This is a genomic window from Pseudomonas fluorescens (genome assembly GCF_001307155.1).
Lineage (GTDB): Bacteria > Pseudomonadota > Gammaproteobacteria > Pseudomonadales > Pseudomonadaceae > Aquipseudomonas > Aquipseudomonas helvetica.
This window is the reverse complement of sequence record NZ_CP012830.1, coordinates 6154537-6179640: the sequence shown is the minus strand read 5'-3', so window position 1 is coordinate 6179640 and position 25104 is coordinate 6154537. Positions and strand designations below refer to the sequence as shown.

Sequence of the window (25104 nt, the reverse complement as noted above, 5' to 3'; positions counted from 1 at the left end):
TTTCGCCAATACCTGGTTTAGCGCCAGGCTTTTCTACTGTGTGCAGTGCTCGGATGGAATGAGGGCGACCAGATCCGTATCACCTATGTCGACACCCGCTTGTGAAAGCAAGGTAGTCACTTGTCCGCGGTGATGCGTCTGATGGTTGAAGAAATGCATGACCAAACCATAAAAGTTCCTGTCAGCGGGTATTCCCTTCATGCTTGTGTAATGGAGGGTGTGATCCAGATCCGGCTCTGCAATGGAGCGAGACCACTCGACAATGTTCTGGTCGAGCCACACTCGATGTGCCGAAAGTTCTCGGATATTCGAGAACAGCAACTGGTCGAGGCTTTTGAGGGCAGGAAGCTGCTGAATCGGTTCCAGCGCCAGGTAGTTAGCTGGGTGCTTGGCGAATCGCTTTAGCCAGACAGTGTCGCCGGCCACCAGGTGGTTCAACGTCCCGAGAATTGAACCAAAGAATGCTTTCCTGTCCACTGAGAGTTCTTCATCTGACAGGCTTCTGGCGACCTCATAAATCTTTGCGTTCATCCATTCGTTATAGGTCGCCATCAGGCAGATATGACTGGTTCGGTTCATCGTGCTTATCCTTTCAATGAATACTTGATAAGCGATCCACGCTCATCTTGAATCCCGGTCCAGTGTTGGGCTTTGTTGTTTTGGGGGCAGCAGGGGGAGGGGCGCTCTTGTTTGATGCTTGTATGTGGCTCGGCGAATGTCTTCATTTGGCTGTGGATTCAACCGGTTGAATTCACAACCCAAAGCCGCCTATTACATTCATTGACCAATGAAGAGTGGTGGTTACTTGATCTGAAAGATTCCAGCAATTGCATTCAAGGCTTTCCTGCCGTCAGATTCATAAAGACCATGTAGCAACCTCTGCTCGCTGAGACGATGCAGACGGAAGTGGTTGTAGAAAGCCTGTCCCAATCTCTGGTTCTCGAATGCACCGCTGTCCCAAAGCGCTAAGAACTCATCATAGGCCGCTCTCTCAATTTCCGGTCTTATTCTACTTTTCAATGCGGGCCTCAATTGGTGGTGAGCGCTGGCAGGATTCTACAAAGCCGGAACTGACGTTGACAGACCTGAGGGCCTACATCGCGAGCATTTCGGGTTAATGGCGTGACGCAATTACCCTAAGGTGGAGTATGCCGTTACACTGCGGCCCCCGAAATTTAAGCAAGGAAGCTTTGGATGCGTTCGCTCGTCAACGGTGTGCTCCTCTCCATGGCCTTGGTAGCCCCGGTCGTGGCCGCACCACTGTCATTTGCGGTAAATGACCCCAGTGGCAAGTACCTGGTGGAAGTGCTGTTCCCGGAGCCTCCGGAAGACCCGCATCAACTGGCGCGAGCGCTCATCACTTTGCGCGACAAAAACACGCTCGAAACCCTGCAGCAATTGCAGACCCAGGCCGGTAACGTGCCTGCAAACCACAATGACAAAGCCGACGCGTGGTTGCTCGGGCCCTACGGCTTGTTGTACTTCGCTGATTTCAACTTCGATGGTCGTCAGGATCTGGCAATTCGCAACGGCACAGATCCCAAGGTGGATGGCCGGGCGCATTTCGATGTCTATTTGCAAGACCCGCTGCAAACCCGATGGGTCCTCAACGCTGCATTGACGGACCTGGCGAAGGAGAGCAACGGGATGTTCTCGGTCAGCCCAACTGACGGCATTCTGTATTCGCAAACTGATCGCGGCTGCTGCTGGATGCGCACTAGCCAATGGAAAATGCGCGACGGCGAGTTGGTCCGGCTTCGCTCGTACACCCAGGAAGAAGTCCCTCCGACCGAGTTTGGCGAAAATTCCAGCATGCCCCGCGGCTATATGCTGCGCACCACCGGCGACTGGAAAGATGGTCAGTGGCACGAACAACCCAGCCTGGAAGGACCGGTCATCGAAGATTCTCAGAGTCTCGTCGGAACCCTCAACGGCAAAATCCCGGTAGAGATCTGGTACCAGGATCAGGGGGCGGTCCTCATTGGTGAGGTGCGGTACACCAAGGGTGGCAGCGGTGAGCCGATCAAACTGGTGGGTTCTCGGGAAGCCTACGGCGACGATAGTTTTGTCTACCTTCACGAATATGCTGACGATGGTCGTCGGACGGGTATCTGGCGGATAACGCGGCAAACCATCGAACCCCACAACTACACCGGCACATGGGTCAGCGGCGCCAAGGGTGACGACCGCGAACTGGCGATCCTGCTACACGATGAATACCGTGAACCGGACTACGACAAACTCAACGAAGTCGACCGTGACCAGCGCGGCGGCCATTACCAGATGCGCCGGGACTTTCTGGGGCGCGACGGAGATCTGGACTTGAAGATCCTGCCTGACCGCGATGCCGAGGGGAGAGAAGTGGCGGAGTTCACCGTGACATTGAAGGACGCTGTGACCTTGAAAGACATCGTGACCGAGCATCACATCGTGCCCATGGAAACCGAAAACCTGATCATTGTGCGTGAGCCGCAAGCGTCCAAGATAAATGGCCCGTATCACATACAGCTGGTGAAAAACTTCGCGGTCATCAACTACAACGCTGAGCCGGATTCTCAGGACATGCTGACGGGGATGTACCGGAAGCAGCCTTGAGTAAAACCTGTGTAGTCCTGAAACAGGTGTAGACCTTATTCAGGACGGGACACACTCTTGAACCCCAGGCACTGGGCTAACGCTAAATGCGCGGATCGACTGTCGGGATGGTGAAAGTTCGCCTCTACTCAAGGCAGATTTCAGGCGTTGCGGGCAAGCTATCGAGAAATGCGGCAATCTGCCGGTTACCGCACAAGTGCACTGTAGGAATGTCCGGACCTATGGACAGGCGCACCTTCTCGATACCTGCGCGGTAACCGCGATCGAAATTCCACACGAAATTCAGGAAGGTCAGGAACGCTCGGTCGAGCTTCTCTTTACAGCCTGTTGGGAGGTCAGGGCGAGGGCGGTTCATGACGCTGCGCAGGATCACTCGGGCGAAACAGGTAAGCCGCGAAGTATCGAGCCAGATGATCAGGTCGGTACGGGGCAGGCGAAGGTCAAAGGTTCGCCGCGCGTAGTTGCCTTCACAAATCCAGGCATCCGCTGCGATCGCTTCGCGAACCCGTGCGCGGAACTGTTCGGCGTCGGGTTCGACCCAGCCAGGCTCCCAGAACAGCGTGTCCAGATGGACCACGGGCAGGTTCAGGCGCTTGCCGAGGGCGCGGGCTAGGGTAGATTTGCCGCTACCGGCATTGCCCAGAATGACAATCCGTTGCATGGGGACTTCCTGTCGCGAAAAAGCCGGCGATTGTGCAGGTTTTGAACGTCCAGTTAAAGGCTGATGGGAGGGGGCGACCGTACCGCGGGAACGGGTGTTGTGTTGCATCGACCGGTTGAATCCACAGCCGATTTCTGCCTATCTTCGACTTCAGCTCTGAGCGTTCAGAAACAGTGAGAACAGCTCGGACTGAGATTTAATGCCGAGTTTGCTGTACATGTGCTTGCGGTGGACCTTCACAGTCTCGGCGGAAATCCCCAGCTTGCGCGCGATCTCCTTGTTTGAGCAGCCGCTGAGCATTAGCCGGCCGACTTCCAGTTCGCGGGCGGAGAGCGGGGTATCCAACTGCTGGTCAGTGGAGTCCAGCCAGCTCTGCCAGTTTGGCGTCGCCGACGCGTTCTGCTCCAGCACCTCCCGCTCGAATGCCATGCGCTGACGCATCAGGGCGGCAACCCAGGACTGGATAAGTGTGAGCAGGGCTATCTGCTCTGGACTGAAGAGGCCCTCACTCCCCAGCGACAGACTGAGGGTGCGTTCCGCGTCGAGTTGGACGTTGATATGGACTTCGTCGGCAACGACATTGAGGCGGAAGTAGCGTTGGTAGTAGTCGGTTTGTTCGAAGCACTCCGGCGCCACATCGGCTAGCCACAACAAGCCGTTCTGCGGTGTCTCTCGGTTGGCCAGGTAAAAGGGGTCGAGTAGATACAGGCCTTTGAGGTAATCCTGAAAGAGCGGGTCCGGCCCGCCATCCTTGCCAGGGCTTTCTGCGAGCACCCGCGGCCGGCCATTGCTGAAAATCAGCACGACCCAACTGTCCACCGGTATGTATCTATCCAGCAGACGCACCAAGGCCAGCCAGAAATCAGGACGGTCGAGTGCCTCAATCAGCCTGCCAATCGCCTGGTGCCAGGCCATATCCTGCAATGTAATGCTCACGTTTCTACCCATACGGGGTTACCCCATCGATGTGATTACTTTCCGTGTTATGGCTCTCCATACTCCATCCAGCCTTGGCGAGTGCTGTTCAGTTTGGCGATTGCGAGCCCACATACACGTGAAAGGATCACCGATGAAGATTGAACTCGTACAACTTACCGGTCGCGATGGCGATACCGCTTATAACCTAGAGCGTACCTTGCAGGCTATCGCTACCTGCGCAGCGGATACCGATCTGCTGATATTTCCAGAGACCCAGTTGATGGGATTCGCCAGCGCGCAACAGCTCGCCGAAGTTGCCGAGCCCCTGAACGGGCCAAGTGTGCAGGCCGTGCAGCGCGCTGCACGCGAACGGAACGTCTCGGTGGTGGTTGGCATGGCTGAGAACGACTCCGGCACCTTCTACAACACCTCCCTGCTGGTAACTCCACAAGGGATCGCCTTGAGCTATCGCAAGACTCACCTTTGGCCGTCGGAACGCGGCCTGTTCCAGCCGGGAGACCGCTATGCCACTGCGATCTGGAAGGGAGTCCGTGTCGGCATCCTGATTTGCTACGACATTGAGTTGCCGGAAAGCGCTCGAGCCCTCGGCCAACTCGGCGCCGAGCTGATTCTGGTCACTAACGGCAACATGGATCCCTACGGCCCTGTCCACCGCACCGCGATCATGGCTCGCGCTCAGGAAAACCAGGCATTCACGGTGATGGTGAATCGAGTCGGCGACGGCGATGAAGGCCTCGTTTTTGCCGGTGGAAGTGCAGCGATCGATCCCTTCGGGCGCACGCTTTTCGAAGCGGGGCGCGCAGAGTGCCGTCAGGTTGTCGAGCTGGACCTCGATCTGCTGCGCTCCGCCCGCCGAGACTATGACTACCTCAATGACCGCCGCCTGTTCCTGACTGGCGAACAGATTGAACACGCTGATGGTCGCCGTGAACTACTGATCCCCTGTGCCCTGCGCGAGGGGGCGTCTCGCACGAAAACAGTTCTTCAACCTTGATGCTGATTTCAGCCCTGCCATAACAATAATTCACACACTAGCAGGAGCGGCGCGCGCGTCCACGGACCCGCCGTCAACGCTCTGGAGCACCCCGATGAAATCGACTCGTTATATGCAATTCGCGTTGGCCTCGCTTCTCAGTGTCGGCCTGGTCGGCGCCAGGGCCGACCAGCCCGCCACCCCCACCGTGCACATCTACAACTGGTATGACTACATCGCCCCGGACACGGTGAAAAACTTCCAGAAAGAAGCAGGCGTCAGCGCTGTGTACGATGTGTTCGACAACAGCGACGTCATGCAAAGCAAGCTGATGGCCGGCCGAAGTGGCTATGACGTGGTGGTCGCCACGGGTGACCTACTACCGAACCTGATCAAAGCAGGTGTGCTCAAGAAACTGGATCGCAGCAAGTTGCCGAACTGGTCTCACCTCGACCCGGACATCCTCGCCAAGGTGCAGAGCAACGATCCCGGAAATAGCTATGCGGCCCCTTATCTGTGGGGTACGACTGGCATCGGCTATGACGCGGACAAGGTTAAATCGATACTCGGCCCAGATGCGCCAGTTAATTCTTGGGACCTGATTTTCAAGGAAGAAAATCTGGCCAAACTGAGTCAATGCGGTGTGGCCATGCTGGACGCCCCTAGCGAGATCATTCCCATCGCGTTGCACTACCTTGGACTGCCCTACAACAGCCAGAACCCGGAGGATTACAAAAAAGCCCAGGATCTGCTGCTGAAACTGCGTCCCCATATCGTCTACTTCGATTCTTCCAAGTTCATCTCTGATCTAGCTAATGGCAACATCTGCGTCGTGCTGGGCTGGGCTGGTGGTGTCGCCGATGCGCAAAAGGCCTCCGAGCTGGCCGGCAACCATCGCAACCTCGTCTACAGCATTCCACGCGAAGGTGCCCCGGTGTGGGTGGAGAGCCTGGTGCAGCTCAACGATGCGCCGAACCCGGAGCAAGGGTTAGCCTTCATCAACTACATGCTGCGTCCCGAAGTCATCGCTGAGTCATCCAACTACCTGAGCTATCCAAACGCCAACAAAGATGCCACCGCGCTTGTCGAGAAGAAAGTCCGCGACAACCCCGGGGTGTATCCGTCCAAGCAAGTCCTTGACACGCTATTTCCGCTAGAACCACTCCCGCTGAAGATAGAGCGCGTGCGCACCCGCGCGTGGAACACGGTCAAGACCGGCGCTTGATTGGCAGACTCGGCTCTGCTGATGACTAGCCAAGCCCCTTCATGCAACAAATGAAACAAGAGAGAGACCATGAAAGAGACGATGAAGCCACGTGCCCGCGACCTGAACATTCAGTTCGGCCAACTGCAACCCGGCCCCCTCAATGCCATCACCGATGTGCCCGGCGTACGGGTCGGCCACAGTAATGTGCGAGGACGCACCGCCAATGGCCGCGACATCCTGACCGGTGTCACCCTGATCGAACCTCGTGCCGGTTCCACCAGCCAGCAACCGTGCTTTGCCGGCGTCCATGTGTTGAACGGCAACGGCGACGCCACCGGTCTGGAATGGATTCGCGAGGCAGGTCTTTTGACCAGTCCCATCGCCTTCACCAACACCCACAGCCTGGGCGTGGTGCGCGATGCGCTGGTTGTGCTGGACCGTGAACAGCAGCCTGATGACGGGCGCCTCTACTGGAACATGCCGGTGGTGCTGGAGACCTTCGACGGCCTGCTCAACGACATCAACGGCTTCCATGTGAAGATTGAACATGTGGCCGAGGCCCTGCGTTCGGCCAAGAGCGGGCCGGTAACGGAAGGCTCCGTCGGGGGCGGTAGCGGCATGATTTGTCATGAATTCAAGGGCGGCATCGGCACCGCATCACGGCGTCTGAGCAGTGCTCAGGGCGGCTGGACCGTTGGGGCCATCGTCCAGGCCAATCATGGCATCCGTAACGAACTGCGCGTCGACGGCTACCCGGTCGGACGCTACATGGAGCAGGTCGACTCGCCGTTCCTCAAAGCGTCGCTGCCGCACCCGGGCATGGGCTCGATAGTCGTTTGCCTGGCCACCGACGCGCCGTTGCTGCCGCACCAATGCACGCGTCTGGCGCAACGTGCCAGCCTCGGCCTCGCCCGCACCGGCGGCGGCAATGAAGACCACAGCGGTGACATCTTCATCGCCTTCGCCACCGGTAATCAGCATGTGCCGCCGGCCGCTTACGAGAGTAAGCGTGCGCCGACTACCGACAACCTGAGCATGGTCAACAACGACCACATCAGCGAGTTGTTCCTGGCCGCCACCGAAGCGGTGGAAGAAGCCATCATCAATGCCTTGCTGGCCGCCGACACCGCTGAAGGCAACGGCCATGCCGTGCCGGGCCTGGATTCCGAGACGCTGCTCAAAGCCTTGCATCGGGCCGGCTGGCGGGGAGCGGCGAATGACTAACTGATCTCGCGGTATTGAGGTGGTGTGATTGTTTCGCGTTCATGCCACCTCGAGCACATTGATTGCATCGTCAGGTTCCAGGGAAGACGTCGTGACCCAGGGCTCACACGACGTTTAAGTGAGAGCTGTCGGGCAGACCCGCGCCATAAATCGTACGTTGCCGCACAGGCAACCGCCGATGAATCGTTCCTTGCAGCGTCTCGTCTGAAATCAAGCGGCCGGAGTGTCGACCGGCTAACCCGCGAGTGCCGCTTCGATTGCCGCGATGTCTATCTTGGTCATTGTCATCATGGCGTCGAAAGCGCGCTTGGCCGCCGCTCGATCGGGGTTGGATATCGCGGCGCTCAGGACACGGGGCGTGATCTGCCACGACAGGCCCCATTTGTCCTTGCACCAGCCACATACGCTTTCCTGGCCGCCGTTTGCGACAATCGCGTTCCACAAGCGGTCAGTTTCGGCCTGGTCGTCGGTCGCCACCTGGAATGAAAAAGCCTCGTTGTGCTTGATCCCCGGCCCCCCGTTCAACCCGAGGCAAGGGATGCCCATCACCGTGAACTCGACCGTTATCACATCGCCTTGCTTGCCCGCCGGATAGTCGCCAGGCGCGTGATGGACGGCGACGACCGCGCTGTCCGGGAATGTCCGGGCGTAGAACTCTGCAGCATCTTGCGCAGTGCCGTCGTACCAGAGGCAAATCGTGTTTTTGCTGACCATTTTGCTTCTCCAGAATCAGGTCTGATACGTTCACTCCAGCCGCGTAGTCAGCCGCGCTGAACGTTGGCTAATGAACAGGCAAACCCCAAGTATTGTTTAAATTGCTGATTTTTCAAAAGTCGGCCAAAGGAGATCTTGATGGCCACTGCACATGTTTTCATTGCCACCAGTCTGGATGGCTTCATCGCCCGACCTGATGGCGATATCGACTGGCTGTTGCAGCGCGATGATCCGACTGAGGATCATGGCTACTCAGCCTTCATCGCCGATAAGGATGTGATCGTGATGGGGCGGGGAAGCTATGAGAAGGCGCTGACCTTCGACACGTGGTTCTACGACCGGCCCGTCGTGGTGCTGTCTGAACAGCTGGCCGATTCGGCGGTGCCCGAGGCACTGACGGGCAAATTGCGTTTCTCCAACCTCAAGCCCAGGGACGTGATGGCGGAAATGGCCAGGCAAGGCGTGCGTCGGGTCTATGTCGATGGTGGGCAGTTGGTGCAATCATTCCTGCGCGAAGGGTTAGTCGCCGATATGGTGATTACCACTGTTCCTGTGCTGATCGGGTCGGGAAGGCCATTATTCGGGGCCCTTGAGCAGGATATTGATTTGAAACTGGTATCAAGCCGCTGCTTTCCTTCGGGGTTGGTGCAGTCTACTTATCGGTTGAACCTATGACCCGCTTGCGTGGATGTCCGATCCAAGAGCAATCGATTCAGTCCTAGGAAATACCTACAAACATCAGGTGCTCAAGAGAATTCTCCGACAGCTTTTCAAGGTTGCCGGGTGGGAAGGTGAATGGATAACCTCCGGCTGTCGCTGCCAATTCAGCGACCGGGCCTGGAAACCCGATGAGCGAAAGGGCTTCAATCCGTAAAAAGGAGCTTCACCATGCACAAGATCACTCCTGATCTCGCAGAAACCCCAAGCACTTCCCCTTACGCCACAACCGACTCCAAAAAACTCCACGACGCCGCCGAGCGGGCGCTGGATCATTACCTCAAGCCGCCGTTCGACAAGGGCAACCTGCCCGATAAACGTCCCTCCAACATCTTCGCGGTCATCCCTGATCTGGATAACGAAACCCTGCTGGCTCACGCCTCGGAAACCCTGGCATCGCTGAATGTGCTGACCAGCGATCTGGCATTCGAGCTGGAAGGCACGCGCCGGCATGTGGCGTTGGCGATTCAGCAGATGATTTCGCTGGGGGAGTTGTTGGTGAATCGGGCGCTGGATAATTACGATCAGCCAGAGGCGCCGTAGTACCGCGTTGTAGCAAGGCGGCTTGCTCCGTCGGCCGGTCTGCGTTGGTTCGCGACCGGTCGGTGGGTTAATGCTGGCTCGGTTGCCGGCGTTGCGCCGGGGTGCTTATTTCACGGCGTAAAACTTGCGGACATACCGGGTGCTTTGCCAGGCGCACGGTGCGCCTTGCGGTACGAACACGGTGTCGCCGGTGTTGACTGTCAGGCTCGTACCATCGGCTGCTCGCAGGGTGACGCTGCCTTCGATCAGGTGCATCAGCTCGTTGAGTTTGTGCGGCCGGCCATGGCGTTCGTAGGGGGTCGAATCCCAGACGCCGACGCGCAGGTCGGTGGTGCTGTCTTCGAAGGCATTGCGTGAGCGGCACTGCGGGGTGGGCCCGATCAGTATTTGTGGTTCCGGCGCGGCTGAAGGGGAGAGCATCGCTAACCGGTCCAGCGCTGTCAGCCCAGGTGTCGGTTCAGTATTGGGGCTGATGACGGCACAGAATGCCCAGCACGTCTCGGCTTGCGCCTCGATTCGTAGCGTGGTCCCACGACCGATCACCGCGCTGGCACCGATCCCCAGTTCCAGCGTCTGGCCTTTGGATTTCAACACGACGTGGCCGGCGTGGACCACGATCACTTCGGTGTGCGGGAAATCATTGATATCGAGTGATTCGCCTGTGTTCACGAGCCCGGCGCAGATGCCATCGGGCCCGGTGTAGGCGACTTGCCGGTGTTCCCTGAAGGGGTCGGTAGCGCTCAAGGACGTTGCCTTGAAAGACGTGGCGACACGGCTGCCGTCGGCGCGAGCCAACAGCAGGACGGTAGGTTGAGACATGCGGGTGACGCTCCATGCAAATGGGGTGTGGAGGGTGTTGGGTCAGCCAATAGCCTGGGTGACGAGTGCGAACTGTCGGACGCCGTTGACCGCTTGCGGCGGTGTGCCCCGTGCCATTTGCGCCACGGTGTCGACTTGCTTGAGGCCGACCGTTGCGAGCCAATCGCTCAAGCCACTGTCCGCCGGAATGTCGATGCGCACGAACGCATCCGGTACCTGGGCCAGTAACACGGCGATCAGGTGTTTGGCCTGTTCGATGTTTTCGGCGACCACCGGGCCAAGGCCGCGACCACGGCCATAAGGACGCAGCAGGGCGAAGGCGCGCACCTGGCCATCGCGCTCGATGACAGCTGAATGCTCGACCACATCGAACAGCTCGTTGAGCACCGTCTGCCGGTCCAGCCCGGTGCCGGCATTGGCCAGCTCCAGCACGCGGGCCTTATCGGCCTCACGCAGCGGGCGACAGGTTTCACCGTCGGCCAGTTGCCCGGGTGCAACGGCTTGCGCCGGGCCCTGGTGTTGCTGAATCCGCCCGAACTCGACAAAGCCCTGACTCGCGTAAAGCGGCGCGCCGGCAAGGGTCGCGTTGAGTACCGGGGTGCGTGACTGGCACGCATCAAGTGCCTGTTCCATCAGCTTGCGGCCGATGCCCTTGCCTTGATAGTCGTCGCTGACGATCACCAGGCCGATGGTGGCGAAATCGCCTTGGGGGCAGGCAAACGCGGTGCCGATCAGACGCTCGCCATCGAGTGCCACAAAGCCATCGCTGATGCGCAACACCATGGCCCAATCGTCCAGGCGATGGGGCCACTTCAATTGCACGGACAAGGCATGGGCCGAGGGCAGGTCGGCGGTCGTCATCGGGCGATAAACATAAGCAGAAGGGTGCGGGGCGGACATGGCGAGTCTCCGTTGGACAGTGTGCGCAATCAACCGGTTGTGCGGCGCGATGGTGCTTGTATCCCATCTGCGTGAAGGCCTGACAAGAGGGGCTGGAACATTCGGCAGATTCCGCACGCCCGAAGCCACAAGACCACACTTACTACTTATTTGCCCGGCAAGGTCGGCAGCAAATGCTTGGGCTTTTTTTCTACGATGGAGGCCTGAGTTCACGACTCGCCGTCCCTTATCTGGAGTGCTCCATGGATAGCTTCGATCCTCGCCTTATCGCTGTGCGCAGCGCTCATTTCATTGCTGGTAAATACCGCGATGCTCAACCGGGGCTTGAGGTGGTGCGGCCGTCGGATGGCCAGGTCTATGCCCAGTTGCCTATCGCCGATGCCGACCTGGTGGATGAAGCGGTCAACGATGCCTGGCAGGCGTTCAATCGCAGCGATTGGGCCAGTCGCCCGCCTCGGGAACGGGCGCGGGTCATGCGCCGTTGGGCCGATCTGATCGAAGCGGACGCCGCCGTCCTGGCGCCTTTGGAAGCGGTGGGTTCGACCCGTCCCCATAAAGATGTGATCGCCTGGGATATTCCCTACGTCGCCGAAGGCATTCGTTTCTTTGCCGAGCTGGCCGATAAGCATGGCGGTCATGTGGCTGCCACCCAGACCGATCGACTGGGCATGCAGATCGCCGAACCCTACGGCGTGATTGCCGCCATCGCACCGTGGAATTTCCCGTTGAGCATGGCCTCCTGGAAAGTCGCGCCGGCGCTGGCCGCAGGTAATGCCGTGGTGCTCAAGCCTTCAGAGCTGACGCCATTTTCCAGCCTGCGCTTTGCCGAGCTGGCGTTGCAGGCGGGCATGCCGGCGGGGATTTTCAACGTGATTCAGGGCGATGGTCGCGTTACGGGCGATGCCTTGTGCCGTCATCCGCGGGTGGGCAAGGTGACCTTTACCGGTTCCACCGCGACCGGCTCGAGCATCATGTCCACCTGCGCGCTGATCGGTCCGAAGCCGGTCACCCTGGAGCTTGGCGGCAAGAGCCCGCAACTGGTCTTCGCCGATGTGCCGGATATCGCCAAAACCGCTCGCACGGTGGCCATGGCCATTACCGGCAATGCCGGGCAGGTGTGCGTGTCCGGGTCTCGGCTGTTGATCCAGCGTTCGATCATGGAACCGTTTATCGCGCACTTGGAGGCGTATTTCGAGGAGCTGCGCCCCGGCCCGACCTGGTCGTCCGAGAGCACGCTGTCGCCGATCATTTCCCGGCTGCAGGCCAGCCGCATCGATGGCATCGTCCAGCGCTCGCGTCAGGCCGGCGCCGAAGTGCTGACCGGTGGCGGGCTGTTCGAGGGGCTCGGCGGCGCTTATTACCGGCCGACCTTGCTGACCGGCCTGGACCACCAGAACCCGGCGATCTGCGAAGAAATCTTCGGCCCGGTGCTGACGGTGCAGGCGTTCGATGATGAAGAGCAGGCGCTGAGCCTGGCGGCGCATGCGACTTATGGCTTGGCGGCGGGTGTGCACACGGCCGACATCAACCGTGCCTTGCGTCTGGTTCGGCGCCTGGAAGCGGGGACGGTGTGGGTCAATCGTTACGGACGCAGTAACGACTACATCCTGCCGACCGGTGGCTACAAACGCTCCGGCATTGGCAAGGACCTGGGGCGTGAAGCGTTCGAAGCCAATTTGCGCTTCAAGAGTGTGTTGATCGATATCGTCCAATAACACGCCGATCATAAAGCCCGACGCAACCTGTAACACCGTAGCAGCTGCCGAGCCTGCGAGGCTGCGTTCGGCTGCGGAGCAGTCGTAAACCCGGTGTGCAAGATCTGTCTGATGTACCGCGAGTTCTGATTTTACGACTGCTCCGCAGCCGAACGCAGCCTCGCAGGCTCGGCAGCTGCTACGAGGTGTACGAGGGGGTAGAAGTAAGCTTTAAACCGCACCCAAACGGGCGCTTCCTCAGGGAAGCGCCCGTTTTCGTTCTGCCCGGCGCAGGTTCTGCGGTGAATGGGTGTGCGCTTGAGCCTTGCGGCGTTATAAAGGCCCATAAGAGCGCATGAATACGGGGTTTGCCCAAGGCTGGAGCGGCCCGCAAAGTCTGCTGAGGGGGGGCGCTAAAACGGTGGTTTGTATCGAGCAGAGGTCGCTTTTAACGCCATCTGCTGATTTCACGGTGGTGTAATGACGGTGTGCTGCAGCGATGCATCACGGCTCCCGGAACGGAGCGAATGCTTGTCACGCCATGACCTCAACGAACTTCAGGACCGCACTCAATGAGCTTTCTTCGCCCCAAATTCATTACGTTCGACTGCTACGGTACGCTGACCAATTTCCACATGGGTACGATGACTCGCGAGCTGTTCGCCGATCGCGTGGTGCCCGAGCAGATGGAGCAGTTCGTCAAGGACTTCTCGGCCTATCGCCTGGACCAGGTCATGGGTGACTGGAGGCCGTATGACGAAATCCTCAAGACCGCGCTGGCGCGGACCTGCAAGCGTTGGGGCATTGAATACCGTGACGAAGGCCAACTGTATTACGACGCCGTGCCGACTTGGGGGCCGCACCCGGACGTACCGGCCGGCCTGTCGAAAATCGCCGACAAAATCCCGCTGGTGATTTTCTCCAACGCCAGCAACAGCCAGATCATGTCCAACGTCGACAAGCTCGGCGCACCGTTTCACAAGGTTTTTACCGCCGAGCAGGCACAAGCCTACAAACCGCGCCTGGCCGCGTTCGAGTACATGCTCGACAACCTCAATTGCGGCCCGGAAGACATCTTGCATGTGTCGTCGAGCTTCCGTTACGACCTGATGCCGGCCCACGACATGAAGATCAAGAACAAGGCCTTCGTCGCCCGTGGTCACGAAGTCCCGGCCAACGCTTTCTACGAGTACCGGCAGATCACCGACATCGGCGGGCTGGCGGCGCTGGTCGGTCTCTGAGTCGTCACGGCAACGGCATTCTCACGGCAGTCTTTTTGGTAGAGGCGGATTAGACATGGGCAGTGAATCCTACTGGCTCGACACTGCACCGGCGTTCACCGGTGCTCAGACCGGCGCGTTGCCCGGGCAGGTCGACGTGGCCATCGTCGGGGGTGGTTTCACCGGCCTGGCGGCGGCTCGGGCGCTGGCCTTGAAGGGCGCCAGTGTGGTGGTGCTGGAGGCCGGCAGGGTGATCGGCGAAGCCTCGGGTCGCAACGGCGGTCAGTGCAATACCGGCGTGGCCCAGGATTACGCCGGCCTGAGCGCCAGCCTCGGCGCGGACAAGGCGCGGGCCTATTACAAGGCTTACGAGAGTGCCGTGCACAGCGTGGTTTCGCTGGTGGAGCAGGAGCAGATCGCCTGCGACCTCAAGCGTAACGGCAAGCTCAAGCTGGCCGCCAAGCCGATGCACTACGAGGGCCTGGCACGGACTTGCGAGTTGATTCGCCGGGAGGTCGATGCCGATGTCGAGTTGCTGACCGCCGAACAGATCCGCGCTGAAGTCGACTCGGCCCAGTTCCACGGAGGATTGCTGCAGCGCAACGGCGTGCAGATGCATGTCGGGCGCTTCGGCGTCGGTCTGGCCGAAGCGGCGGCACGGCACGGTGCGTTGATCTATCAAGACACGCCCGTGACGGACTGGAAAGCCCAGGCGGGCGGCTATCAGGTCAACACCGCCAAGGGTTCGCTGCACGCCGGGCAAGTGCTGCTGGCGACCGGCGCCTGTCAGCACGGCGGGTTGGGCTGGTATCGGCGGCGGATCGTGCCGGTGGGCAGTTTCGTGATCGCCACCGAGGTCCTTCCCCAGAGCCTGATCGACCAATTGCTGCCCGGTCGGCGAGCCTATGTCACCAGCCGGATGATCGGTAACTACTTTCGCCTGACCCCGGACAACCGCCTGCTGTTTGGCGGCCGTGCGCGGTTTGCCATGTCCGACAGCGTCTCCGACGCCAAGAGCGGCAAGGTGCTGCGGGCGGCGATGGTGCAGATGTTCCCGGCGTTGGCCAACGTCAAGATCGATTACTGCTGGGGCGGGCTGGTGGACATGACCTCCGACCGGTTGCCCCGTGCCGGCCAGCACGGCGGGGTTTATCACTCCATGGGCTACAGCGGCCATGGGGTGCAGATGTCGGTGCACATGGGCCAGGTGATGGCCGAGGTGATGGCCGGCAAAGTCGAGGCCAATCCCTGGCGCGAACTCGACTGGCCGGCGATTCCCGGGCATTTCGGCAAGCCGTGGTTCCTGCCGCTGGTGGGCGCTTATTACCGGTTCCAGGACTATTTGCATTGAGTTGATGTTGTGGCTTTACCGTCGTTTGCGTTTCCAGGACGTTCCGGTCAACCGGAACACTCGAGCCTTCTCTTTATCGACAGGTACAACAGATATGACTGATAACAAGATCGACTCCAAACTGATCTCCGGCCAGGAAAGCCTGAGAGTCTTCGAAGGCCTCAATCGCGGCATGTCGCGCCGCAACGCGTTGCAATTGCTCGGTGTCGCCGGGGTGGCTGCAGCGGGCGCCGGCAGCCTGTTCGGCGCCGCCGGCAAACTGTTCGCCGACGAAGCCGCAAGCCCCGGCAAAGGCAAGCCGGGCGGACGGATTCGCGTCGCCGGCATGTCCAGCTCCACCGCCGATACCCTGGACCCGGCCAAGGGTGCGCTGTCCACCGACTACGTGCGCCACTATATGTTCTACAACGGCTTGACCCGTTTCGACAGCCATCTGGTGCCGCAACTGGAGCTGGCCGAGCGCATCGACAACACTGATGCCACGCTGTGGACCATCACCCTGCGCAAGGACGTGACCTTCCACAACGGCAAAACCCTGAGCGCGGCCGACGTGGTGTTCTCGCTGTCGCGGCACAAGGACCCGCTGACCGGTTCCAAGGTCATGCCGCTGATGGAGCAGTTCGCCGAGATCAAGGCCACTGGCCCCAATGAAGTACAGATCCGCCTGAGCGCGCCGAACGCCGAACTGCCGTCGATCCTGGCCGTGTCGCACCTGCTGATCGTTCCCGAAGGCACCACCGACTTCAATCAGGGCATCGGTACCGGGCCGTTCAAGGTCAAGGAATTCAAACCGGGCGTGCGTTCGATTGCTGCGCGCAATACCGGCTACTGGAAACCGGGCCTGCCTTACCTGGACGAGATCGAGTTCATCGCCATTGCCGACGAGCCATCGCGGGTCAACGCGCTGCTGTCGGGCGACGTGCACATGATCAACGAGGTCAACCCGCGCTCCACCACGCGAATCAAGGCCAGCGCCGGTCACCGCGTCGTCGATGCGCCCTCGGGCAACTACACCGACTTGATCATCCGTCAGGATCAGATGCCCGGCAAAAGCGCGGAATTCACCCAGGCCATGAAGTACCTGATGGACCGCGAGCAGATCAAATCCGCGGTGTTCCGTGGTTTTGCAGTGGTCGGTAACGACCATCCGATTGCCCCCGGTTCGCGCTACTACAACGCTGACCTGCCGCAGACCGTCTACGACCCGGAGAAAGCCAAGTTCCTGCTGAAGAAGGCCGGCATGGACAGCATCAACATGCCGCTGGTGGCATCACCTGCGGCGACCGGTTCGGTGGACATCGCCGTGCTGCTGCAGCAATCGGCGAAACAGGCCGGGCTCAAGCTCGACGTCAACCGCCTGCCCAGCGACGGCTACTGGTCCAACCACTGGATGAAGCACCCGTTGAGCTTCGGCAACATCAACCCGCGGCCGAACGCCGACGTGATGTTTTCGCAGTTCTTCCAGTCGAGCGCGCCGTGGAACGAATCGGGCTGGAAGAACGACCAGTTCGACCAGTTGCTGATGCTCGCCCGGGCGGAAACCGACGACGCCAAGCGCAGCAAGATGTACGCGGACATGCAGACCCTGGCGCATGACCACTGCGGTATCGGCATCCCGGTGTTCATCAGCAACATCGACGGCGTCGACCAGCGCGTCAAAGGCTATGGCAGCAACCCGTTGGGCGGCTTCATGGGCTACATGTTCGCCGAGCAGGTCTGGCTGGATGCTTGATGCGCCGACGAGGTTTGTGCCGTAGCAACATTGCAGGAGAACAGGGCGATGAATAGCAACACACTGTGGTTGATCGGCCGGCGTATGGGCGCCGCGATCGTGACCTTGTTGATCGTCTCCATGGTGGTTTTCGCCATCACGGCGGTACTGCCGGGGGACGCGGCACAACAGGCCCTCGGGCAGTTCGCCACGCCGGAACAGGTGGCGGCACTGCGGCTGAAACTGGGGCTCGATCAGCCCGGTGTGTTGCGTTACCTGCACTGGTTGATGAGCCTGCTCAGCGGCGACATGGGCCTGTCGGTCTCCAACGCTATGCCGGTCAGCGACTTGATGGCCGGTCGGGTGCCCAACACGCTGATGCTGGCGGCCGCCACGGCGCTGGTGTCAGTGCCGGTGGCGCTGATTCTGGGCATCGGTTCGGCCATGGGCCGGGGCGGGCGCATCGACAGCTTTCTCAGCTTTGTCACCCTGGCGATGGTCGCCGTACCGGAGTTTTTGGTGGCAACGCTGGCGGTGCTGATTTTTGCGGTGAACCTGGGCTGGTTGTCGGCGCTGTCCTATGCCAGCGACATCACTTCACCGCTGCAATTTCTACGCACGTACGCCTTGCCGGTGATGACGCTCTGCTGCGTGATCGTTGCGCAAATGGCGCGCATGACCCGGGCGGCGGTGATCGATCAACTCGATAGCCCGTATGTGGAAATGGCCCGGCTCAAAGGCGTGAGCCCGGTGCGGATCGTCCTGCGTCATGCCTTGCCCAATGCCATCGGGCCGATTGCCAATGCCATCGCCTTGAGTCTGTCCTACCTGCTGGGCGGGGTGGTGATCGTCGAGACGATCTTCAACTATCCCGGCATCGCCAGCCTGATGGTCGATGCGGTGACCAACCGTGACATGGCGCTGGTCCAGGCCTGCACCATGCTGTTTTGCACGGCGTACCTGGGGTTGGTGCTGATTGCCGACCTGTGCGCGATTCTTTCCAATCCAAGGCTGAGAAACCAATGAACAAGCTCATTGTGAAATCGATGCCTGTGACCCCCGACCTGTCGGTTGGCAAGGTGTCAAACGGGCCATCCTGGCTGGGTCTGGTCGGGGCAGCGATGTGTTTTATCTGGTTGCTGGTGGCGGTCTTCGGCCCGTGGCTGGCGCCGCACCCGGTCGGTGAAGTGGTCTCCGACAATGTCTTCGATAGCCTGAGTGCAGCGTACCCCTTTGGCACCGATTACCTGGGCCGCGACATGCTCAGCCGAATCCTCGTCGGCGCCCGTTTCACGGTCGGCCTGGCGCTGGTTGCCGCCGTGCTGGCCAGCGGTCTGGGCACCAGCTGCGCACTGTTGTCGGTGGTTTCGCCGAAATGGCTGGATGAAATCATCAGCCGCTTGATGGACGCGTTCATTTCGATCCCGAGCAAGATGCTGGCGCTGATCATGGTCTCGGCCTTCGGTTCTTCGGTGACGTTGCTGATCTGCACTGCGGTGCTGAGTTTCACCCCCGGCGCGTTCCGCATTGCCCGCAGCATGGCGGTGAACATCGAAGCGCTGGAGTACGTGCAAGTGGCCCGAACCCGTGGCGAACGCCGGCTGTATATCGCCTGTGTGGAAATCCTGCCCAACATGCTCAACCCGGTGCTGACTGACCTGGGGCTGCGTTTCGGTTTCATTGTGTTGTTGCTCAGCGGCATGAGCTTCCTCGGCCTGGGCGTGCAACCGCCGGATGCCGACCTCGGGTCGCTGGTGCGCGAAAACATTGGCGGCCTCAATCAGGGCGCGCCGGCCATCGTGATTCCGGCGCTGGCCATCGGCACCCTGACCATTGGCGTGAATCTGTTTATCGACAGACTGTCGTCCCGACGTAGTCGACGTACGGGGGGGCATTGAAATGAGTGAATTGATTCGGGTCCAGGACCTGCGCGTGGTCGCCTGTGGCGAACGCGGCGAAGTAGAAATCGTCAAGGGCGTGAGCTTCTCCCTGGAAAAAGGCGAAGTGCTGGCGCTGATCGGTGAGTCGGGCTCCGGCAAGACCACCATCGCCCTGGCGCTGCTCGGTTACGCCCGGCGCGGTTGCCGGTTGGCCGGCGGCGTGGTGCAGGTCGGCGAACACGACATGCTGGCGTTGAGCGAACGCGAACTGCAAGGCCTGCGCGGGAACCGTGTGTCGTATATCGCGCAAAGCGCTGCGGCGGCGTTCAACCCGGCGAAAAAACTCATCGACCAAGTGGTGGAGGGCGCGTTGATTCATGGCCTGGGCAACCGGACCGTGCTCGAAGCCAAAGCCATCGAGCTGTTCCGCGACCTGGCCCTGCCGGACCCTGAACACATCGGCCAACGCTATCCGCACCAAGTGTCCGGCGGACAGCTGCAGCGGGTGATGGCGGCGATGGCGCTGATCAGCGATCCGTTGCTGGTGGTGCTCGACGAGCCGACCACCGCGCTCGATGTGACCACTCAAATCGACGTGCTGCGCGCTTTCAAGCGGGTGGTACGTGAGCGTGGGGCGACGGCAGTCTATGTGTCCCACGACCTGGCCGTGGTAGCGCAGATGGCCGATCAGATTGTGGTGCTCAATGGCGGCCAGATCTTCGAACAGAGCGCCACCGCGCCCTTGCTCAAAGGCCCGGCCCATGAATACACCCGTAGCCTGCTGGCGGCGGCGCGCCCGGATACAACGATCCGCCCGCCCTGCGGTGTGGCCGAAGATCAGCCACTGCTGACCATCAAAGGTTTGACCGCCGGCTATGGCAACAAAAACACCCAAGGCATGCCGTCGATCCGCGTGCTGGAAGACATCGACCTGACGGTGCGCAGGGGCCAGGCCATCGGCGTGATCGGTGAATCGGGTTCCGGCAAGTCGACCCTGGCGCGGGTGGTGGCCGGGTTGCTGACGCCGGCGTTGGGTGGCCTGACCTTTGATGGTCAGCCACTGGGCGGCAGCCTGTCCGAGCGTACCGATGAACAATTCCGGCGCATTCAAATGGTCTTCCAGAACGCTGACACCGCGCTCAATCCGATGCACAGCATCAGCACCATTCTGAGCCGGCCGCTGAAAATGTATTTCGGCCTCAAGGGCGCCGCCTTGCGCGAGCGTATCGGCGAACTGCTGGACCTGGTGCGCTTGCCGCGGAGCCTGGCCGAGCGTCGGCCGAATGAACTCTCCGGCGGGCAAAAGCAACGGGTCAACCTGGCTCGCGCACTGGCGGCCAAGCCGGACCTGATCCTCTGCGATGAAGTGACTTCGGCGCTGGATACGGTGGTCGGCGCGGCGATTCTTGAACTGCTGCGCGACCTGCGTCAGGAGCTGGGGGTGTCGTATCTGTTCATCAGCCACGACATCTCCACCGTGCGCGCGCTGTGCGACGACATCGTGGTGATGTACAGCGGCTACAAGGTGCAGGAGGGTAGTCGACAGTCGTTTGCCCAGGCGCCTTTCCATCCGTACACCGACCTGTTGATTCATTCGGTGCCGGAGCTGCGTCAGGGCTGGCTGGAGAACTGCGGCACCACCTGCGGCACGCTGCCGCCGATCGGTGCCAAAGCCAACGTGCCGGAGCTGTGCACGTTCCTCAATCGCTGCCCGGTACGGGTCGACGGTTTGTGCAATCGCACCGCGCCAAACCGCCGGACGCTTGTCGGCGGCAGTGAAATCCTTTGTCACCACGACAGTGCCGAGCTGCTGAAAACCCAGCAGGATTTGAACAGCATGATTCAGGGAGCCTATGCATGAAGGGGCGTTTTGTGAGGCTGGCCGAGCAGGGCCGGCCGACCGTCAAATTGACGGTGGACGGCACACCCATCGAGGCGTTGCAGGGCGACACGCTGATGGTCGCGTTGCTGACCCAGGGTTCGGCGCTGCGTCAGTCGGAGTTCGACTCGGGCCGGCGGGCCGGTTTTTGCCTGATGGGCGCCTGTCAGGATTGCTGGGTCTGGACCCGCAGCGGCGAACGGCTGCGTGCCTGTTCCAACGAAGTCCGTGAAGGGCTGGATATCATCACCACACAACCGGAGGCGATATGGCCACTGCACGGCTGAGCACTCATCGAGTGGTGATCGTCGGCGCCGGGCCGGCCGGCATTCGCTGCGCCGAAACCTTGCTGGCGGCGGGCTGCAAACCGATCCTGATCGATGAAAATCGTCGCGATGGCGGGCAGATCTACCGTCGCCAACCAGAAGGATTTACCCGCGATTACGCGACGCTGTACGGTACCGAAGCGGCCAAGGCCAAAGACTTGCACCAAAGCTTCGACCGCTTGCGCGGGTTGATCGACTACCGCCCGGACACGCTGGTGTGGAACCTTACACCGGGGCAACTGTGCTGCGTCAGCCAGGGCAAACACTCGACGGTTGATTACGACGCGCTGATCCTCTGCACCGGCGCCACCGACCGCTTGATGCCGATCGAAGGCTGGCAACTGGCGGGCACCTACAGCCTCGGTGGCGCGCAGATCGCGCTCAAATCCCAGGCGGTGTCGATTGGTCATCGCGTGGTGTTCATGGGCAGCGGGCCGTTGTTGTACCTGGTCGCCAGCCAATACCTCAAGGCTGGTGCCAACGTGGCGGCGGTGCTCGACACTTCGCCGCTGAGCAAGCGCATCGGCGCCTTGCCGAAACTGCTGGCGCGCCCCGGAGTGCTGTTCACCGGGATGAAACTGTTGGCGCAGCTGTACCGGGCGAAGATCCCGGTGCACCTGGGGATTTCTCCGTTGCAAGTGCTGGGCGATGCCCAGCGCGGTGTCAGTGGTGTGCGGGTGCGGACCGCCGAAGGCAAGACATTGACCGTTGAGTGCGATGCCGTGGCGCTGGGTTATCACCTGCGCCCGGAAACCCAACTGGCGGATCTGGCCGGTTGCCGTTTGCGCTTCGATGAGGCGTCCAGTCAATGGTGGCTGGCCACCGATGAAGAAGGCCGGACCTCGGTGAATGGTGTGTATGCCGCCGGCGATGGCTCGAAAATTCGTGGTGCGGATGCCGCCGAGCACGCCGGGCGCCTGGTGGCCATGGCGCTGCTGGAGGATCTGCACCAGCCGGTGGACGCCGGATTACGCGACGAACAACGCCGCGCCCTGGCGCTGATGGACCAGTTTCGTCTCGGCCTGGCCCAGGCGTTTCCCTGGCCTGCCGAACAAGCCAAGGCCTTGCCCGACTCGGCCATTGTCTGCCGCTGCGAAATGATCAGCGCCGGCGAATTGCGTCGCACCGTCAGCGAAAAGGGCGCCTGTGAAGTCAATCGGGCCAAGGCGTTCAGCCGGGTCGGCATGGGCCGCTGCCAGGGCCGTTATTGCTCCCAGGCGGGGGCCGAGGTGATTGCCGCTGCGGCCGGCGTCAATGTGCAACTGGTCGGTCGCCAGCGTGGTCAGGCGCCGGTCAAACCGCTTTCGATGCTCACCGAGGAGGTGTCGCCATGACGCTACAGAAGGCCGATGTGGTGATTGTCGGGGGCGGCCTGATGGGCTCGGCGGCGGCGTTTTTCCTGCGCCAGCGCGGGCAGTCGGTGATCTTGCTGGAGCGCGACCAGATCGGTCAGTACGCCAGCGGCGTGAACTTCGGCAACGTCCGGCGCCAGGGGCGATTCCTCGGGCAACTGGAATTGGCCAACCGTTCCTGGGCGTTGTGGAAACGCTTGCCGGAGTTGATCGACGACGACCTCGAATTCATCGCCAGTGGGCACATGCGCGTGTGCTACCGCGAAGACGAAATCGCCGAACTGGAGGCCTACGCCGCCGCTCCCGAGGCGGCGCAACTGGACCTGAAAATCTATCGCGGCGCCGAACTGCACCAGCGTTTTCCGTTTCTTGGACCGGATGTGAAGGGCGGTTCCTACGCGCCCCACGACGGCCATGCCAACCCGCGTCTGGCGGCCCCGGCGTTTGCCCGCGCCGCACGGCGTCTCGGTGCGCGGATCGAAGAGCAGACCGAAGTCGCCGAAGTGCAAAAGGTTGGCGGTGAGTTCACCGTCACCACCACCGATGGTCGCCAGTTCAGCGCCGAACAGTTGCTGATTACCGCCGGTGCCTGGGGCCAGAAGCTGTCGGCGCAGTTCGGCGAACCGGTGCCGCTGGACACTCACGGCCCGCAAATGGCCGTGACCGAGCCGGTGCCGTACGCCTTGCCAACGGTGATCGGCGTGTACACGAAAATTCCCGAGGAAGTGATTTACTTCCGGCAGATCCCGCGCGGCAACATCGTCATCGGCGGTGGCTACCGCAGCAAGCCGGACATGCTGAACCGTCGGGCCCAGGTCGAGCCGCGCAGCATCCTCAACCAGATCCAGCAGATGCGGCGCCTGCTGCCGGGTGTCGGCAACCTGAACATCATCCGCGTCTGGAGCGGCATCGAAGGTTACATGCCCGATTCCCTGCCGGTGATGGGCCGCAGCGGTACGGTCGACGGGTTGTTCTACGCGTTCGGCTTCTGCGGTCACGGCTTTCAGCTTGGCCCGGGCGTCGGCGACGTGATGGCCGAACTGATCAGCACCGGCAGCACCAACACTTCGATTGAGCCGTTCTCCATTCGCCGGTTCGCCCTTTCAGCCGAGCAACGGAGCAAGGCCTCATGAAACCCCGTGTACTGGATATTCTCAAACGGCTGATGGCCTTCGATACCGTGTCTTCGGAGTCGAATATGGCCTTGATCGAGTACGTGCGCGACCTGCTGCTGAGCAAGGGCATCGAGTCGCTGATCGTCAAGGATGAAACAGGCAAGAAGGCCAATCTGTTCGCCAGCACCGGCCCTAAGGAGTTGCCGGGGATTCTGCTGTCCGGGCACACCGACGTGGTCCCGGCAGCGGGCCAGGCCTGGACCGTTCCGGCGTTTCAGGCGACGGTGCAGGAGGGGCGGATTTACGGTCGCGGCAGCTGCGACATGAAGGGCTTTATCGCGTTGGCCATCGACGCCATGCTCGACGCCGCCGACCATTCGTTGAGCCGACCGCTGCAACTGGCGCTGTCCCATGACGAAGAGACCGGCTGCGTCGGCGTGCGGCGTTTGCTCGACGTGTTGCACCTGGCGCCGGTACGGCCATTTTTGTGCCTGATCGGCGAACCGACCAACATGCAGTTTGTACTGGGGCACAAGGGCAAGGGTTCTTATCGCACGTATTGCCGGGGCCTGGAGGCGCACTCATCGCTGGCACCGCGCTCGGTCAATGCGATTCATGTGGCCTGCGATTTCATCGCGGCGTTGCGTCAAAGCCAACAGCAATTGCAAGAGCAGGGCGCTCAGGATACGGACTATGACGTGCCTTACAGCACGGTGCATGTCGGGCAGATTGTCGGCGGCAAGGCGCTGAACATCGTGCCGAACCTCTGCACCCTGGATTTCGAAGTACGCAACCTGCCGGCAGACGATCTGGATCAGTTCCTGACGCAGATGCAAGCGCGTGCGGAAGTAATCGTGCGCGAGGCCAAAAAGCTCTCCAGCGTGGCGGACATCGAGATCGAAACCCTCAACGTCTATCCGGGGCTCGATACCCATCCGAGTGTCGAAGCGGTGCGCTTTCTGAAGAACTTCGCCGCACCGGATACCGGCACCGCCAAAGTCTCGTTCGGCACCGAAGGCGGTTTGTTCAAGCAGCGCCTGGATGTGCCGGTGGTGGTCTGCGGACCGGGTTCGATCGAACAGGCGCACAAGCCGGACGAGTTCATCGAGATCAGCCAGATGGAGGCCGGGGAGCGGTTTCTGGAGGGGTTGCTCGGTTCCCTGAAGCAGTGATGATCATTCCCAGGCGATACGATTCCCTGTGGCGAGGGGGCTTGCCCCCGCTGGGTCGCGAAGCGGCCCTGAAACCTGCAATCCCATTTCGACAGGCACACCGCATCCACAC

24 protein-coding genes are annotated in these 25104 nt (G+C 60.9%); 17 read left to right on the top strand and 7 right to left on the bottom strand.

Annotated features, from left to right (window positions below; all coding sequences use genetic code 11):
• Positions 1 to 33: 33 nt before the first annotated feature.
• Both AO353_RS28355 and AO353_RS31805 read right to left on the bottom strand, forming a co-directional pair.
• Positions 34 to 579, bottom strand: coding sequence for a DinB family protein (locus AO353_RS28355; RefSeq protein ID WP_054597958.1), 546 nt, complete (start codon positions 577 to 579; stop codon positions 34 to 36).
• A 222-nt stretch (positions 580 to 801) separates the two neighbouring features.
• On the bottom strand, positions 802 to 1020 hold the full coding sequence (locus AO353_RS31805; protein WP_054597957.1) for a hypothetical protein: 219 nt from the start codon (positions 1018 to 1020) through the stop codon (positions 802 to 804).
• 174 nt (positions 1021 to 1194) lie between these two features.
• On the opposite strand from AO353_RS31805, the gene AO353_RS28345 reads away from it, so the two are divergent.
• Entirely contained in the window at positions 1195 to 2595 is a 1401-nt protein-coding gene (locus AO353_RS28345; RefSeq protein ID WP_054597956.1) for an XAC2610-related protein, read from the top strand.
• Positions 2596 to 2719: 124 nt separating this feature from the next.
• Here the strand turns inward: AO353_RS28345 and AO353_RS28340 are convergent, their stop codons facing one another.
• Together AO353_RS28340 and AO353_RS28335 are read right to left on the bottom strand one after the other, a co-directional pair.
• Complete coding sequence (locus AO353_RS28340) at positions 2720 to 3256, bottom strand: AAA family ATPase (RefSeq protein ID WP_054597955.1); 537 nt, start codon at positions 3254 to 3256, stop codon at positions 2720 to 2722.
• Positions 3257 to 3406: 150 nt separating this feature from the next.
• On the bottom strand, positions 3407 to 4192 hold the full coding sequence (locus AO353_RS28335) for a helix-turn-helix transcriptional regulator (RefSeq protein ID WP_054598372.1): 786 nt from the start codon (positions 4190 to 4192) through the stop codon (positions 3407 to 3409).
• Between the two features lie 133 nt (positions 4193 to 4325).
• Here AO353_RS28335 and AO353_RS28330 point away from each other — a divergent pair, with 133 nt between their 5' ends.
• From AO353_RS28330 to AO353_RS28320, 3 genes are all read left to right on the top strand, one after another.
• The gene (locus tag AO353_RS28330; protein WP_054597954.1) at positions 4326 to 5189 is read left to right on the top strand and encodes a carbon-nitrogen hydrolase family protein; all 864 of its coding nucleotides are present in this window, start codon (positions 4326 to 4328) and stop codon (positions 5187 to 5189) included.
• Positions 5190 to 5283: 94 nt separating this feature from the next.
• Positions 5284 to 6393, top strand: coding sequence for a polyamine ABC transporter substrate-binding protein (locus tag AO353_RS28325; RefSeq protein WP_054597953.1), 1110 nt, complete (start codon positions 5284 to 5286; stop codon positions 6391 to 6393).
• Between the two features lie 81 nt (positions 6394 to 6474).
• A complete protein-coding gene (locus AO353_RS28320; RefSeq protein WP_054598371.1) occupies positions 6475 to 7599 on the top strand; it encodes a P1 family peptidase in 1125 nt (374 codons plus the stop codon).
• Positions 7600 to 7833: 234 nt separating this feature from the next.
• Here the strand turns inward: AO353_RS28320 and AO353_RS28315 are convergent, their stop codons facing one another.
• Positions 7834 to 8313 carry a VOC family protein gene (locus AO353_RS28315; protein WP_054597952.1) on the bottom strand — a complete coding sequence of 160 codons (480 nt, stop codon included), beginning with the start codon at positions 8311 to 8313 and terminating at the stop codon, positions 7834 to 7836.
• Between the two features lie 138 nt (positions 8314 to 8451).
• Here AO353_RS28315 and AO353_RS28310 point away from each other — a divergent pair, with 138 nt between their 5' ends.
• Together AO353_RS28310 and AO353_RS28305 are read left to right on the top strand one after the other, a co-directional pair.
• A complete protein-coding gene (locus tag AO353_RS28310) occupies positions 8452 to 8988 on the top strand; it encodes a dihydrofolate reductase family protein (RefSeq protein ID WP_054597951.1) in 537 nt (178 codons plus the stop codon).
• A 213-nt stretch (positions 8989 to 9201) separates the two neighbouring features.
• Positions 9202 to 9573 carry a DUF6124 family protein gene (locus AO353_RS28305; RefSeq protein WP_054597950.1) on the top strand — a complete coding sequence of 124 codons (372 nt, stop codon included), beginning with the start codon at positions 9202 to 9204 and terminating at the stop codon, positions 9571 to 9573.
• Between the two features lie 105 nt (positions 9574 to 9678).
• Here the strand turns inward: AO353_RS28305 and AO353_RS28300 are convergent, their stop codons facing one another.
• Complete coding sequence (locus AO353_RS28300; protein ID WP_054597949.1) at positions 9679 to 10392, bottom strand: cupin domain-containing protein; 714 nt, start codon at positions 10390 to 10392, stop codon at positions 9679 to 9681.
• A gap of 42 nt (positions 10393 to 10434) precedes the next feature.
• A complete protein-coding gene (locus tag AO353_RS28295; RefSeq protein WP_054597948.1) occupies positions 10435 to 11292 on the bottom strand; it encodes a GNAT family N-acetyltransferase in 858 nt (285 codons plus the stop codon).
• A 242-nt stretch (positions 11293 to 11534) separates the two neighbouring features.
• Here AO353_RS28295 and AO353_RS28290 point away from each other — a divergent pair, with 242 nt between their 5' ends.
• The 11 genes from AO353_RS28290 to argE all read left to right on the top strand — a co-directional run bounded on the left by AO353_RS28290 (position 11535) and on the right by argE (position 24992).
• The gene (locus tag AO353_RS28290; RefSeq protein ID WP_054597947.1) at positions 11535 to 13007 is read left to right on the top strand and encodes an aldehyde dehydrogenase family protein; all 1473 of its coding nucleotides are present in this window, start codon (positions 11535 to 11537) and stop codon (positions 13005 to 13007) included.
• Between the two features lie 551 nt (positions 13008 to 13558).
• Positions 13559 to 14227: a haloacid dehalogenase type II gene (locus AO353_RS28280; protein WP_019689732.1), complete on the top strand. Its 669-nt coding sequence runs from the start codon at positions 13559 to 13561 to the stop codon at positions 14225 to 14227.
• A gap of 55 nt (positions 14228 to 14282) precedes the next feature.
• Positions 14283 to 15557 carry an NAD(P)/FAD-dependent oxidoreductase gene (locus AO353_RS28275; RefSeq protein WP_054597945.1) on the top strand — a complete coding sequence of 425 codons (1275 nt, stop codon included), beginning with the start codon at positions 14283 to 14285 and terminating at the stop codon, positions 15555 to 15557.
• Positions 15558 to 15651: 94 nt separating this feature from the next.
• Complete coding sequence (locus AO353_RS28270; RefSeq protein WP_054597944.1) at positions 15652 to 17289, top strand: ABC transporter substrate-binding protein; 1638 nt, start codon at positions 15652 to 15654, stop codon at positions 17287 to 17289.
• 48 nt (positions 17290 to 17337) lie between these two features.
• On the top strand, positions 17338 to 18294 hold the full coding sequence (locus AO353_RS28265) for an ABC transporter permease (RefSeq protein ID WP_054597943.1): 957 nt from the start codon (positions 17338 to 17340) through the stop codon (positions 18292 to 18294).
• Positions 18291 to 19166, top strand: a complete 876-nt coding sequence (locus AO353_RS28260) for an ABC transporter permease (protein ID WP_054597942.1) — start codon at positions 18291 to 18293, stop codon at positions 19164 to 19166. Before AO353_RS28265 ends, AO353_RS28260 begins: the two co-directional genes overlap by 4 nt.
• A gap of 1 nt (position 19167) precedes the next feature.
• On the top strand, positions 19168 to 21009 hold the full coding sequence (locus AO353_RS28255; protein ID WP_054597941.1) for an ABC transporter ATP-binding protein: 1842 nt from the start codon (positions 19168 to 19170) through the stop codon (positions 21007 to 21009).
• The gene (locus AO353_RS28250; RefSeq protein WP_054597940.1) at positions 21006 to 21314 is read left to right on the top strand and encodes a (2Fe-2S)-binding protein; all 309 of its coding nucleotides are present in this window, start codon (positions 21006 to 21008) and stop codon (positions 21312 to 21314) included. The genes AO353_RS28255 and AO353_RS28250 overlap by 4 nt, the downstream gene beginning before the upstream one ends.
• On the top strand, positions 21296 to 22687 hold the full coding sequence (locus AO353_RS28245; RefSeq protein WP_054597939.1) for an NAD(P)/FAD-dependent oxidoreductase: 1392 nt from the start codon (positions 21296 to 21298) through the stop codon (positions 22685 to 22687). Before AO353_RS28250 ends, AO353_RS28245 begins: the two co-directional genes overlap by 19 nt.
• A complete protein-coding gene (locus AO353_RS28240) occupies positions 22684 to 23838 on the top strand; it encodes an NAD(P)/FAD-dependent oxidoreductase (RefSeq protein ID WP_054597938.1) in 1155 nt (384 codons plus the stop codon). Before AO353_RS28245 ends, AO353_RS28240 begins: the two co-directional genes overlap by 4 nt.
• Complete coding sequence (argE, locus tag AO353_RS28235; protein ID WP_054597937.1) at positions 23835 to 24992, top strand: acetylornithine deacetylase; 1158 nt, start codon at positions 23835 to 23837, stop codon at positions 24990 to 24992. The genes AO353_RS28240 and argE overlap by 4 nt, the downstream gene beginning before the upstream one ends.
• Positions 24993 to 25104: the final 112 nt, after the last annotated feature.

Excerpts from the sequence above, each read along its gene's own strand:
- AO353_RS28355 (WP_054597958.1), bottom strand. The coding sequence starts at position 579 with ATGAACCGAACCAGTCATATCTGCCTGATGGCGACCTATAACGAATGG.
- AO353_RS28345 (WP_054597956.1), top strand. The coding sequence starts at position 1,195 with ATGCGTTCGCTCGTCAACGGTGTGCTCCTCTCCATGGCCTTGGTAGCC.
- AO353_RS28340 (WP_054597955.1), bottom strand. The coding sequence starts at position 3,256 with ATGCAACGGATTGTCATTCTGGGCAATGCCGGTAGCGGCAAATCTACC.
- AO353_RS28330 (WP_054597954.1), top strand. The coding sequence starts at position 4,326 with ATGAAGATTGAACTCGTACAACTTACCGGTCGCGATGGCGATACCGCT.
- AO353_RS28325 (WP_054597953.1), top strand. The coding sequence starts at position 5,284 with ATGAAATCGACTCGTTATATGCAATTCGCGTTGGCCTCGCTTCTCAGT.
- AO353_RS28320 (WP_054598371.1), top strand. The coding sequence starts at position 6,475 with ATGAAGCCACGTGCCCGCGACCTGAACATTCAGTTCGGCCAACTGCAA.
- AO353_RS28315 (WP_054597952.1), bottom strand. The coding sequence starts at position 8,313 with ATGGTCAGCAAAAACACGATTTGCCTCTGGTACGACGGCACTGCGCAA.
- AO353_RS28310 (WP_054597951.1), top strand. The coding sequence starts at position 8,452 with ATGGCCACTGCACATGTTTTCATTGCCACCAGTCTGGATGGCTTCATC.
- AO353_RS28305 (WP_054597950.1), top strand. The coding sequence starts at position 9,202 with ATGCACAAGATCACTCCTGATCTCGCAGAAACCCCAAGCACTTCCCCT.
- AO353_RS28300 (WP_054597949.1), bottom strand. The coding sequence starts at position 10,392 with ATGTCTCAACCTACCGTCCTGCTGTTGGCTCGCGCCGACGGCAGCCGT.
- AO353_RS28295 (WP_054597948.1), bottom strand. The coding sequence starts at position 11,292 with ATGTCCGCCCCGCACCCTTCTGCTTATGTTTATCGCCCGATGACGACC.
- AO353_RS28290 (WP_054597947.1), top strand. The coding sequence starts at position 11,535 with ATGGATAGCTTCGATCCTCGCCTTATCGCTGTGCGCAGCGCTCATTTC.
- AO353_RS28280 (WP_019689732.1), top strand. The coding sequence starts at position 13,559 with ATGAGCTTTCTTCGCCCCAAATTCATTACGTTCGACTGCTACGGTACG.
- AO353_RS28275 (WP_054597945.1), top strand. The coding sequence starts at position 14,283 with ATGGGCAGTGAATCCTACTGGCTCGACACTGCACCGGCGTTCACCGGT.
- AO353_RS28270 (WP_054597944.1), top strand. The coding sequence starts at position 15,652 with ATGACTGATAACAAGATCGACTCCAAACTGATCTCCGGCCAGGAAAGC.
- AO353_RS28265 (WP_054597943.1), top strand. The coding sequence starts at position 17,338 with ATGAATAGCAACACACTGTGGTTGATCGGCCGGCGTATGGGCGCCGCG.
- AO353_RS28260 (WP_054597942.1), top strand. The coding sequence starts at position 18,291 with ATGAACAAGCTCATTGTGAAATCGATGCCTGTGACCCCCGACCTGTCG.
- AO353_RS28255 (WP_054597941.1), top strand. The coding sequence starts at position 19,168 with ATGAGTGAATTGATTCGGGTCCAGGACCTGCGCGTGGTCGCCTGTGGC.
- AO353_RS28250 (WP_054597940.1), top strand. The coding sequence starts at position 21,006 with ATGAAGGGGCGTTTTGTGAGGCTGGCCGAGCAGGGCCGGCCGACCGTC.
- AO353_RS28245 (WP_054597939.1), top strand. The coding sequence starts at position 21,296 with ATGGCCACTGCACGGCTGAGCACTCATCGAGTGGTGATCGTCGGCGCC.
- AO353_RS28240 (WP_054597938.1), top strand. The coding sequence starts at position 22,684 with ATGACGCTACAGAAGGCCGATGTGGTGATTGTCGGGGGCGGCCTGATG.
- argE (WP_054597937.1), top strand. The coding sequence starts at position 23,835 with ATGAAACCCCGTGTACTGGATATTCTCAAACGGCTGATGGCCTTCGAT.